The sequence below is a fragment of the Gardnerella vaginalis genome, from assembly GCF_001563665.1.
Lineage (GTDB): Bacteria > Actinomycetota > Actinomycetes > Actinomycetales > Bifidobacteriaceae > Bifidobacterium > Bifidobacterium vaginale_A.
In genome coordinates, this window is record NZ_KQ961857.1 from 90,580 (window position 1) to 102,651 (window position 12,072).

The window sequence follows — 12,072 nt, forward strand, 5'->3', positions numbered from 1 at the left end:
TCAACATCGTCAATTGAATCAACATCATCAAGATTGCTCTCAGAGGAATCTAATGAATCTGATTCATCTATATCATTTTCAGATTTCATAAATTCATCATTGTCACTTTCATCATAAGACTCATCAGATTTCTTTTGCGAGCGCGAAGATGCAAGTTTTTTTGAAGACGAACGAGCACTACTTTTACGAGTACCATTAGTTCTACGAGCTTTTGTTGACTTACTTTCTTCACTAGCAAGTTCATCAATTTCTAATTCTTCACTCGTCAACTATTCCTCCTGATAGAACCCTTACTGCACTAATAATTGCATATAGGCATAGATATAGCAAGGTCAAATTTTTGCGTCTTGTAAGTTAATCACATTGCAAAGACAAACTAAAACACAAATAAAATGCAAAATAATTAGCTAATAACAACACGCTCCCAATTTTCAATCAGACTTTATATACGACTAGTCAAACACAAACCTTTATCTTTATCGTATTCTTTTAACCACGGCGCCTCTACGCCATTTCTATATGCAGATTGAACAATTCTTGCCATAGAACAATCTGAACATACGCTTAAAGCAAGATTAGTGTAATACTCTACATTACCGAATCTAAACCACCAACTTAAATAAGCAATCAATGCATAAATATGAGTTGTAAACTCTCGCGCATCTCGCATAATATAAGCCATTGCAGTTAAAGTATCAATAACATTTGAAACCATAAGCATATCGGGCTTGTGAGTATATCTAATAAATTTATCTTCCAAACACTTATGAAGATATTCAGAAACACTTTTTGTATGAGGTTCAAAAGCTACAGCGCATAAACTATCATAGTCATACCATTCGTGATAACAATCTAAAATAGCGATTAGCATTGCATCACGAACATTTATATTACTATTCATAGCCAAAGCTAAATTTATAAAATCAACTCCTAATAATCCATTATTCAAACTCGTTTTTTCGCCATCACATTTGTTAATTGATTCAATGGATTCAATAGATTCATAATATTTAGTTTCATAGTTACTTTTGTAAGAAAAAGTATTGTACCATCTGTGCAAAGCTTGATTCGCATATACTTTATTTGCAATACTTTTATTGAATCTATTAGCAAAACTATTGTATTTTTCTATACAACTACCTACTTTTGATCGTATAGATTCAATCCAATTAGAATCTTCATCATGATTTTTAGATATATAAGACAAATCAAATAATCGAGATAAAGAATCATCAATAATATTCTCTTTTATAGGATGATCACTTAATAAGTCAATTTTCCCAATTGTATCAATATCGTCTACAGCCAAAATCCCCATAACTCCCCCAATATTTAATAATCAACTAAATCAACTCAATAATTCATTTATTATTAAGTTTTGTAAAAGAAGTTTCTCAAGAAATTTTCAATGTAGCAATAAAAAATTGCGATTGTGGTCAGAAGTTCATTCAGAAGTTCATAAAACTTGTGCGCATAGAGTTTCGCGCATACAATCTCGTGAATACAATCTCGTGAATACAATCTTGTTTACACACATACAGTTTCACTTGAACGCATGCTATTTACAACTAACAAGATCTACGCTAAATCAACCAATAAAACAGACACACAGAAATACATTCTCGACTGGAATAATGTCGAAACAATGTGTATAACTTCATACTATGGATATTGATGCGGAACTTAAACAAATAGAACAACGTATTTGCACACTCACATCAGAACAATTTGAAATGCCTGCATGCCAAAATCTACATTCCTCATGCAAAGACACTATGGAAACAGTAGTAAATCAAGCTTTAACTTCTAGCAAAGGCGGCAAACGCTTAAGAGCATTATTGTCGCTATTATCATATGATGCAGCAAATTCAACGATTTCCTCTAATAAAAGTTCTAGCGAAAATTCAAAAGAAAATTTCAATCGCGCATCAATGATTGACTTAGCTTGTGCTATTGAAGTTTTTCAAACAGCAGCTTTAATACACGATGATATTATTGACGAATCTTCTTTAAGACGAGGTATACCAAGTGCATATTGCGCATTTTCTAAAGTCTATAACAATTTACGTATAGGCACTGGCTTAGGAATTATGTTAGGCGATTTGTTAGCAGCAGAAAGCTTTAACATAGCTGGCAATTGCGCAAAAAATCTTAAAAATACTCAAGAACTTCTTCTAACATTTTCAGATACTCAACGAAGCGTGTGCGTAGGGCAAGTACTAGATATATCTATTGAAATGATGGACTTAGATAATACTGAACTTCTTGCACAATCTTCTCTTAACGTATTTAAATGGAAGACTGCTAGTTACACAACGATATCTCCTATAAAATTAGGTTTCCTTTCTGCAGGATTAGACCCTAAACTCGCAAACGATCTAGCTTATTCAATTGGAGAACCTTTAGGAATCGCATTCCAATTAGCAGATGATTTATTAGACGTAGTTTCAGATCCTAAACATACTGGTAAACCAGTTGGAGGAGATATACGAGAAGGAAAACGTGCAACTCTTCTTGCAGACGCACTTCAAAATAGCAATGAAAAAGATAAAGCTTATTTGAAGAAAGCATACACTAAAAAGCATAGAAGCAGCGGAGATGTGAAGAGAATTATAGATATTTTCTATAAAAGCGGAGCAATCGAAAAATCAAAGAAACGCATTAAGGATCTTTGGGAACAATCTCAACAAGCTCTTCAAAATAGCGAATTAAGCGAAGAAGCTAAAAATATTATGCAATCAATTATTGAACGTTTTATTCCAGAACAGTGGAGAATATAATACTAAAACTTTAATTCTCTACCTACATGCCTGTACACTCGTAAATAGTGAAGTATGATTCGCATATAAGGATTTGCAACAATGAGTGACGCGAAACAAGTACAAAAAGGTATGCGTATTGAAAACAGATATCGCATAGTGCGAAAAATAGCTGAAGGCGGCATGGCCACAGTGTATCAAGCGCAAGACGAACGACTTAGCAGACCTGTTGCGATTAAAATAATGCATACACAATTAGCTCAAGGCGTGCACAGAGAGCAATTTATAGCCAGATTCCGCAGAGAAGCTACGTCCGCAGCACAGATTGCTAACCCTCATATTGTACAAGTCTATGACACAGGCGAATTTGAAGGACTTGACTATTTAGTTATGGAATATGTTCATGGCGTTAATTTGCGCTATGAAATGAATATGCACGGAACTTTTAGCGTAAAAGATACTCTTCGTTTACTTGCGCAAACTCTCGATGGATTAGCTTCAGCTCATATTGCCGGTGTTGTACACAGAGATATTAAACCAGAAAACATACTTATAAACGATCGCGGAAATGTTCAAATCACAGATTTTGGATTAGCTAGGGCTATTTCTCAAGCAACATTATCTTCTACTGGATTGCTTTTAGGAACAGCTGCTTACTTGGCACCAGAGATGATTGAAAAAAATCTTGCAACACCACAAGGCGATTTATATTCAGCAGGAACTATGGCATGGGAAATGTTAGCAGGAAAAGTGCCTTTTACAGCAGATAACCCTGTTACGCTAGTTTTTAAGCATGTCCACGAAGATACTCCTTCTATTACAACAGTTTGTACTGGAATAAATATTAAAGTTGCAAAATTCTTAGAAAAACTTACATCTCGAGATATGAATTTAAGACCTGATAATGCTTCTGAAGCGTTAGCTGAATTACGAACTATAAGTAAAGAGCTTACATCAAAAGATTGGTCATACCGTTTTAAAGAATCTGAAATTAAAAGCGAAGATATATTAGATGATTCAACTATGCTTATAAATAGCCGCAAATTAGATAATCTAAAGATTTCTAATGAAAACGAAGTTGAAAATGCAAATGAAGAAGATACTAGTTATACGCATCAAAATACTATAGAAAATCCGTCTAATAGCGAAGAAACTAGCGAATTAAACGAAAAAACCGCTAAAGACAGCGCAAACGAAACTAGCGAATCTGAAAATATTATTAACTTACCAGATTTTCTTGATAATGATATTAGAAGCGTAAACGATGACGATATTCCATTACCACCATCTAAAAAATCTAATGAACTTAATGAACATAATGAACTTAATCAAGATAAAAGCTACGATATTGCAGAATCCGAAAATAATTTAATTAGCAAAGATAATACACAAGCGAAAAATAGTTCAACCAATAATATCACTCAAGCAATGCCTTGGCGTAGCGCAAAAACTAGTGATGTAGATTACAACTACAATAATGATCCATTAGAAGATTTTAATGATAGTAATCTTCCAACTATTGCATTAGAAAAATCTAAAATATACAGCAACTCTTCTAAAACGAAAGAAACACAAGGCAAAACATCTCGTAAAAAAGTAATATTTATTGCTATTACAATTTTAGCTTCAATATTTATAGTAGCATGCGCAATAATTTGGTATTTCTATGGACCAAATAGTTATTGGACTTTGCCAAAACCAGATGACTTATCTTGTTCCAGAACAAAAACGTGCAAAATAGCTGATATCAAGTGGGAAAATTATGAGCGTACTCTTAAAGTCGCTGGAATACCTTACAAAGTTGAATTAGAATACAGCGATGACATTGATTCAGGAAACGTAATATCAACAACACCTGATCTCGTAGGAAGTCATATAAATAAACACAATCACGAATACGCGAAAATCATTGTTTCTCGCGGCATTAAACAAGCAACTATTCCTATTGACATACTTTCTTCTAAATCTAATAAACCTATAGAAATATTACGTAAAGCTGGATTCACAAATATTATTCATAGGGATATTCTCGATATGTATTCTTTGGATGTTCCAAAAGGTGAGATTATTGACGTTTCACCACAAGCTGGAACAACAACAGATCATAATAAACCTGTAACAGTAATACTTTCTAAAGGCCCTATGCCAGTTGAAATGCCAGATATAGTAAACAAAAGTAAAGATAATGCTCAACAGTCATTAAATGACTTAAAACTGAATGCAACATATAGCGAAGAATATAGCGATACTGTTAGCAAAGGAAACGTTATAAGTGCGTCCAAGCCTAAAGGAGAAAAACTCCATTGGGGCGATTCTGTTTCAATTGTTATTTCAAAAGGACCTCAAACTGTAATCATGCCTGACGTACGAGGGAAAAATAAAGATGAAGCTCGTAAGATTTTGGAAGATTTAGGATTACAAGTGAAGATTTCAGCTCCTCTTGGAGATTTTACGCATGTTGTTCGTCTTCAATCTACTAGCCCTGGCAAAGAAGTACGTCTAAAAGATAATAGCGGCAATGCAACTGTTATTACACTTACAGTAGTATGAGCATACGCTATTATTTTTACTGCTTTTCGCTGTTGTTTCAGTGTTTTGTAATATGTTGGAGTTACATCTTATACAAATCACATAGGTTTGTTATTAACAATAACAAGTAAACTAATAGAATGCGCTGATTAGTTGCACTTCTTTTCTTCATTCATACGCTGTTTAACAGTTTGAGCATATTCGTCAACATATTCTTGACCGCTCATAGATGCAATAGAACGAGTAATAGCGTCAGTAATTTCACGCAAGCGTTCACGCGTAATTTCTTCATCACTTGTCACACGCTCAACATGAATTGGCTCACCATAAATTGCTTGAGTCTTACCAGATAAAGGTATAACAGTACCTTTAGGTTGCAATTGCCTAGTTCCAATAATAGCGACAGGAATGATAGGACATCCTGTTTCTAACGCAAGACGAGCAGCTCCAGTATGACCTTTATATAAACGTCCATCAGGGCTTCTAGTGCCTTCCACGTGAATACCAAAAAGCTGACCTTTTTCGAGTATAGCGCGCGCATGTTTTAATGCACTTTCAGAACGAGCTCCACCTGAACGATCAACAGGAAACACTCCAACAGAAGTAAACCACCACTTCTTAAAACGACCTTTCAAGCCTTTGCCTTCAAAGTATTCTGCTTTGCCCATAAAATGTATCATTCTAGGACAAGTTAAAGGTAATAAGGCATCATCGATAACAGCAAGATGGTTAGCTGCAATAATAGCGCCACCTTTCTTTGGAATATTTTCAACGCCTTTTACACTCGGATGAATCCTCATACGAGCTATAAATCCCAACCCTTTTACAAAAAACCAATAAAGCATGCGAAATCCTTTCTTAGCATAACGCATAATATTTAATCTCTTATACGTACGCTATCAAGCAGACTTGATACAGTATAACTCATGACATCATCTAAGAATACCAACTCCCCTCACCTTGAAAATAACAAAAACAGCAATAATAATTCAAATGATTTTCAAGATGACTGGTCTAGTTTTATATCGGAACATTCACAAGATTTTAACGACATAGAGAAATCTAAAAGCGCAAAAGAATTTGAAAAGCACGCAAAGCGAGAAGATAAACGCAATATTAAAAGGAAGGAGGAAGAGGCGAGAAAAAATGCGATAAGAAATTTAAGAATTGAAAGAGAAATATTTTTATCTCACGGACCTAGAGATAATATACGTTCAAGCTGGCTTGACGTTGACGATACAATGGAAGAATATTCAGATGACTTCGTTGCGCCAAATCCGCATTTCAAAAATATTCGTAAAAGCGTAGTCATATTATGGCTCGTATTACTCGTAGGAATTGCTGGAATTATAACAAGTGCTTTTATTCCAATCATCGCTTCTATTGCAGCAACAATAAGCATAGTTTTTATAATCATTGCAGGAGTTGGATTATTGATGATTCGTAAAGATAGACACGATAACAATGATTATAGCGATTATGGAAATGGAGCACGAGTCTAATAGATAAAACGAACTCAAAATTATTTATTGGTAGATAAACAGATACAGATATAGATAGATATAAATAAATAAATAAACAAACAGATAGATAAACAAACAGATAAATAGATAAACAAACAAACAGATAGATAAACAAACAAAAATGTGGAGAAAAGCAATAAAGCTAATCTCCACATTTCATTTTATTTTATTAAATTTTGAATTATCAAACGAAGTATAACAAATTTAATATTATTCTTCTACTTCATTCTGACCATGGCATAACTTGTACTTTCGTCCAGAACCACATGGGCATTCATCATTCTTGTTAGTTCCAGGGAAGGTACGTCCATCAGACCATGGAGTCTTCCACTCTTCAGCTTTTGGACGCATGCTGGATGGAACTTCGCCTTCAGCATGGCTCAAAGGTGCAGGTCCAACAACTCCAACAGCTTGATCTTCTGCTTCAACTTCAGAAGAAACATCAGCAATATCGTCATCAATTTCAGAATCGTCATCGTAATCACTAGATGCAATCTGATCAATGTCAATATGGAATAGCAATTGGATAGATTCTTCCTTAATGGCTTCAATCATGGAATTGTACATCTGATACCCTTCACGCTGATATTCAACCAGTGGATCTCTCTGACCCATACCGCGAAGACCGATGCCATCTTTAAGATAATCCATCTCATAAAGATGTTCACGCCACTTCTGATCAAGCACAGATAACACTACTCTACGCTCAAGCTGACGAAGACCTTCTTCACCTAGACGATCTTCTAACTTGCCATAAGCTTCCTCAGCGCAATCAACGATAATATCACGCAAAGCTATAACAGCCTTCTCGCCTTTAAGCTTAGAGATACTACCGCAAACATCATCCCAATCAAGCTCCACAGGCATAACCATTTCAAGAGCTGATTGCAAACCATCATAGTCCCAATTTTCTGGCTTATCAGATCCATTATTAGCACCACGAACATAGCTTTCAACAGTATCTGAAATGAACTTCAAGATATCACTATGAATATCTTCACCCTTGAGAACCATTTGACGCTCAGAATAAATAACAGTACGCTGCTTATTCATAACATCGTCATACTTCAAAACGTTCTTGCGCATTTCAAAGTTACGAGCTTCAACAGACTTTTGTGCTGTACGAACGCCGTTAGACACATACTTAGACTCGATTGGCTCACCTTCTGGCAATCCTTTTGCCATAACACGAGCAACAAGCTGAGTGTTAAACAAACGCATCAAGTCATCTTCCAAGCTCAAGTAGAAACGTGACTCTCCTGGATCGCCCTGACGACCAGAACGGCCTCTAAGCTGATTATCAATACGGCGAGATTCATGGCGTTCAGTGCCAAGAACATACAAGCCACCAAGTTTCTTAACTTCTTCGTGCTCATCCTTAACTTGTTCTTTAACTTCTGCCAAAACACCAGGCCAACGCTTCTCATACTCATCAGGAGTATCGTCTGGGGAATATCCTTCAGCTTTCAACTTTGCATCAGCAAGGAACTCAACATTACCGCCGAGCATAATATCAGTACCACGGCCTGCCATATTAGTAGCAACTGTTACAGCACCTTTACGACCTGCAACAGCAACAACAGCAGCTTCTTTAGCGTTTTGCTTAGCGTTCAAAACCTGATGAGGAATACGAGCAACATCAAGCAAAGAAGAAACTATTTCAGATGATTCTACTGATGCTGTACCAAGAAGAACAGGCTGACCTTTAGAGTGACGAATTGCAACGTCACGAACAATAGCAGCAAGCTTTTCTTTCTTAGTGCGGAAGATCAAATCATCTTTATCCATACGAATTACAGGACGATTAGAAGGAATTGGCAACACGCCTAACTTGTATGTACCCATAAATTCTGCAGCTTCAGTTTCTGCAGTACCAGTCATACCTGCAAGTTTATCGTACATACGGAAGTAATTTTGCAAAGTAATTGTTGCAAAAGTCTGATTTTCTGCCTTAACTTCCACATCTTCTTTAGCTTCAATAGCTTGATGCAAGCCTTCGCTATATCTACGTCCTGGAAGAACACGACCAGTATGTTCATCAACAATTAAAACTTCACCATTCGTTACAACATAATCACGATCGCGAAGGAACAATTCTTTAGCTTTCAAAGCATTATTCAAGTAACCAACAAGTGCTGTATTACTTGGCTCATAAAGATTATCAATTCCTAGATAATCTTCAATCTTTTCAATGCCTGAATCGAGAATACCAGCAGTCTTCTTCTTTTCATCAATCTCGTAATCTTTGTCACGATCCAACTTCAAAACAAGTTTTGCAAACTCGCGATACCAACGAGTTACATCTCCTTCAGCAGGACCTGAAATAATCAAAGGAGTACGAGCTTCATCTATGAGAATAGAATCAACCTCATCAACGATTGCATAATGATGACCACGCTGAACAAGCTCACTCTTTTCCCAAGCCATGTTGTCACGCAAATAATCGAAACCAAACTCATTATTAGTTCCATAAGTAATGTCAGCATTATATTGCTTACGGCGCTCAGGAGGCTGCTGATCTGTAATAATACATCCAACACTCATACCAAGGAATCTGTAAATACGTCCCATTAACTCACTTTGATAACTAGCAAGATAATCGTTGACTGTAACAACGTGTACGCCTTTACCTTCTAAAGCGTTCAAATAGCTTGGTAAAGTAGCGACCAAAGTCTTACCTTCACCAGTTTTCATTTCTGCAATATTTCCCCAATGCAATGCAGCTCCACCCATAAGCTGCACGTCAAAATGGCGTTGACCAAGGGTACGTTTAGAAACTTCTCGCACTGTAGCGAAAGCTTCAGGCATAAGTTCATCCAGCGATTCACCATTGTCTACACGCTGCTTAAACTTGGCAGTTTGCCCCTTCAATTCTTCATCTGAAAGCGCAGAAATATTTTCTTCCAACGCATTCACAGCCTTCGCCACATTCTCAAGGCGCTTCAACTGACGGCCTTCACCCATGCGCAAGGCTTTGTCGACGATATCTACCACGTTTCACTCCCTTAGGTCGTGTCTATGCAGACGCCTTAGCCAGCATAGACGAAACTGAGCCTATATTACGCGACAGCTGGGATTTTTAAAAACTCAAGCGCGTTATTTAAAGACTCATTCGCACGAATAAACGACGATTCCCACTTAATAATATGTAATGCCCACTAAGTTTACACCTAGTGGGCATATTGTTCATATCCATTTGCCGCAATTCTTTTAAATCGCGATTTTTATTTTAAAATCTCGTCTTTTATCACTTATTAACATTCTCAGGAGTATCAATCTCAAATACTCCATAACTCCAACCATGTCTACGGTATACAACCGATGGACGCATGGTTTCCTTATTAACAAACAGGAAGAAATCGTGACCTATAAGCTCCATTTCATACAAAGCTTCATCGATACTCATAGGTTCAGCAATATGAAGCTTACGGCGAATCACAATAGGAGTATTTCCTACACTCACTTCAACAGATTCACCAGGACCAAGATCAGATGCAACAGCAGCATCAGCGCTATTGTTATCGTTCTCTTCGATTTCTGATTCTTCATCTAATTCATCTTCAACAGATGGAGTAACTACACCTAAATCAACTGGAGCCATTTGAGTGTATCCACGACGATGATCCTTACGGCGATCACGAGTACGGCGTAAACGTAACGTCAACTTATCAAGCGCCATATCCAAAGCACTGTATTGATCAGTACTCGCTGCCTCAGCACGAATAACTGTACTTCCAGCAACAACTGTAATCTCTACTCGTTTTGCTGTATCTGCTTGCCGTGGATTACCCTCATGCGAAACAACGATTTGTACTCGCTGCGCATCCGGAGCAATGGCGGTCACACGACTCATCTTGCTTTCCACAACGTCACGGAACTTTGGCTTAATCTGTGTATGACGTCCGGTTATGACGATTTCCATGCGAACCTCCTAAACTAACACGAGCTTTAAACTCGACTTGTATGCAAATCGACAGCCTCGATGCTATCGATGTAACCCATTATACAGTTTTTATTCGCAAGAGCCTAGCGAGTGTTAAAAATTGCACAAAAAATATGTTAAAAATGCGTCATTTACAAGGAAATCTGGCTATAAAATTAACTTTTTTTACTATACGAATTAACTCTGCTATACTTAGGAAGGTTGAGGTTTCACGATGACCGCGGTCGCAATGTTCATTCGGAGCGACTGAGGAACTTCCGGGCTCCAAAGAGCACAATGGCGGATAACGTCCGCCCAGGGCGACCTGAGAGATAGCGCAGCAGAAAGTAAACCGCCTAGCGTTCTATTGTTTCGTTAGGTAAGGGTGAAACGGCGGTGTAAGAGACCACCGGGCTTCTGGTAACAGTTAGCCGCATGGCAAGCCTCATTGGGAGCAAGGTCAAGCAGAAGACGTTAAGAGCTGCTCGCTCAAGTCTTCGGGTAGACTGCTAGAGTTTGGCGGTAACGTCAAATCGAGATGGATGGTCATCCGCGTGTAATTTTCACGCGACAAAACCCGGGGTATGTGAAACCTCACCTCAACATTGATTATTCTTTAAGATTTTTTGGCGCAAGCGAAAAATCAGAAAAACCTGTACAGCAGCCATCAAATGCATTATTCTTTAAGCTTTTTGCTGGCACGCAATCAAAAATTTTGCAAATTTTCATACCTGCTTTCTTCGCAGAGCTTAATGCTACATCAGAATCTTCAAAAACAGTACAATTATTAGGTAAAACACCAATTTTATTCGCTAAATCTATATAGGTTTGCGCTCTATTTTTCCCAGTTTTTTCTAAATCTTCTCCAAAAATAATAAAATCGAAATATTCACGCAATCCAGTATGTTTCAATGAAAGCTCACACAACGTTTTAGAAAGAGAAGTTAAAAGAACTAATTTTGCACGACTTTTACGTAAATAAATAACATAATCTTTCGCGCCTTTTCTCAACTCTAAACGATTTGCATACGCATCAGCAGCCATATCTTGCCACTCTTTCATTAAATCTTCAGGAGAATCCGTAAAGCCAAAATGCTCTATAACGTAATCAGCAACCTGCCTTGGAGTGAATGTAGCTGTAGAATTCGCAAAATCTTCTGGAACAGCTACTCCACGTTTTGCAAAACTCTCATTATCTATATCGTCCCACACATTTAATGAATCAAGTAAAGTACCATCAAAATCAAAAATTGCAGCGCAATTAGAATTATCAAATAAAATATTTTCGCTCATATAAAAATCCCTACATAAAAATCCCACAATACGAAACACGAACAAC

At 37.0% G+C, this 12,072-nt stretch carries 8 protein-coding genes, 1 other RNA gene and 1 pseudogene; 4 read left to right on the forward strand and 6 right to left on the reverse strand.

Annotated elements, in window-relative coordinates:
• Positions 1 to 269 (reverse strand): annotated as a pseudogene (locus HMPREF3230_RS06510) (hypothetical protein); the annotation flags it as partial.
• 173 nt (positions 270 to 442) lie between these two features.
• The gene (locus HMPREF3230_RS02395; RefSeq protein WP_075523379.1) at positions 443 to 1,318 is read right to left on the reverse strand and encodes a hypothetical protein; all 876 of its coding nucleotides are present in this window, start codon (positions 1,316 to 1,318) and stop codon (positions 443 to 445) included.
• 346 nt (positions 1,319 to 1,664) lie between these two features.
• On the opposite strand from HMPREF3230_RS02395, the gene HMPREF3230_RS02400 reads away from it, so the two are divergent.
• Together HMPREF3230_RS02400 and HMPREF3230_RS02405 are read left to right on the forward strand one after the other, a co-directional pair.
• Positions 1,665 to 2,780: a polyprenyl synthetase family protein gene (locus HMPREF3230_RS02400; RefSeq protein WP_075523380.1), complete on the forward strand. Its 1,116-nt coding sequence runs from the start codon at positions 1,665 to 1,667 to the stop codon at positions 2,778 to 2,780.
• A gap of 81 nt (positions 2,781 to 2,861) precedes the next feature.
• Entirely contained in the window at positions 2,862 to 5,309 is a 2,448-nt protein-coding gene (locus HMPREF3230_RS02405) for a Stk1 family PASTA domain-containing Ser/Thr kinase (RefSeq protein ID WP_075523381.1), read from the forward strand.
• Between the two features lie 128 nt (positions 5,310 to 5,437).
• Here the strand turns inward: HMPREF3230_RS02405 and HMPREF3230_RS02410 are convergent, their stop codons facing one another.
• The gene (locus HMPREF3230_RS02410; protein WP_075523463.1) at positions 5,438 to 6,133 is read right to left on the reverse strand and encodes a lysophospholipid acyltransferase family protein; all 696 of its coding nucleotides are present in this window, start codon (positions 6,131 to 6,133) and stop codon (positions 5,438 to 5,440) included.
• An 81-nt stretch (positions 6,134 to 6,214) separates the two neighbouring features.
• On the opposite strand from HMPREF3230_RS02410, the gene HMPREF3230_RS02415 reads away from it, so the two are divergent.
• The gene (locus HMPREF3230_RS02415; RefSeq protein WP_075523382.1) at positions 6,215 to 6,790 is read left to right on the forward strand and encodes a hypothetical protein; all 576 of its coding nucleotides are present in this window, start codon (positions 6,215 to 6,217) and stop codon (positions 6,788 to 6,790) included.
• 231 nt (positions 6,791 to 7,021) lie between these two features.
• Here HMPREF3230_RS02415 and secA read toward each other — a convergent pair whose 3' ends face one another.
• Together secA and hpf are read right to left on the reverse strand one after the other, a co-directional pair.
• Positions 7,022 to 9,805: a preprotein translocase subunit SecA gene (gene secA, locus HMPREF3230_RS02420; protein WP_075523383.1), complete on the reverse strand. Its 2,784-nt coding sequence runs from the start codon at positions 9,803 to 9,805 to the stop codon at positions 7,022 to 7,024.
• Positions 9,806 to 10,058: 253 nt separating this feature from the next.
• Positions 10,059 to 10,733, reverse strand: coding sequence for a ribosome hibernation-promoting factor, HPF/YfiA family (gene hpf, locus HMPREF3230_RS02425; protein ID WP_075523384.1), 675 nt, complete (start codon positions 10,731 to 10,733; stop codon positions 10,059 to 10,061).
• A 223-nt stretch (positions 10,734 to 10,956) separates the two neighbouring features.
• Between hpf and rnpB the strand changes: the two genes are divergently transcribed.
• Positions 10,957 to 11,334: RNase P RNA component class A (gene rnpB, locus HMPREF3230_RS02430), an RNA gene on the forward strand.
• Between the two features lie 8 nt (positions 11,335 to 11,342).
• On the opposite strand, the gene HMPREF3230_RS02435 is transcribed toward rnpB, so the two are convergent.
• Positions 11,343 to 12,026 carry an HAD family hydrolase gene (locus tag HMPREF3230_RS02435; RefSeq protein ID WP_075523385.1) on the reverse strand — a complete coding sequence of 228 codons (684 nt, stop codon included), beginning with the start codon at positions 12,024 to 12,026 and terminating at the stop codon, positions 11,343 to 11,345.
• Between the last annotated feature and the right edge of the window lie 46 nt (positions 12,027 to 12,072).

Bases quoted from the DNA above. Each gene is read 5' to 3' on its own strand.
- HMPREF3230_RS02435 (WP_075523385.1), bottom strand. From the start codon at position 12,026: ATGAGCGAAAATATTTTATTTGATAATTCTAATTGCGCTGCAATTTTT.
- HMPREF3230_RS02410 (WP_075523463.1), bottom strand. From the start codon at position 6,133: ATGCTTTATTGGTTTTTTGTAAAAGGGTTGGGATTTATAGCTCGTATG.
- HMPREF3230_RS02415 (WP_075523382.1), top strand. From the start codon at position 6,215: ATGACATCATCTAAGAATACCAACTCCCCTCACCTTGAAAATAACAAA.
- HMPREF3230_RS02405 (WP_075523381.1), top strand. From the start codon at position 2,862: ATGAGTGACGCGAAACAAGTACAAAAAGGTATGCGTATTGAAAACAGA.
- HMPREF3230_RS02395 (WP_075523379.1), bottom strand. From the start codon at position 1,318: ATGGGGATTTTGGCTGTAGACGATATTGATACAATTGGGAAAATTGAC.
- HMPREF3230_RS02400 (WP_075523380.1), top strand. From the start codon at position 1,665: ATGGATATTGATGCGGAACTTAAACAAATAGAACAACGTATTTGCACA.
- hpf (WP_075523384.1), bottom strand. From the start codon at position 10,733: ATGGAAATCGTCATAACCGGACGTCATACACAGATTAAGCCAAAGTTC.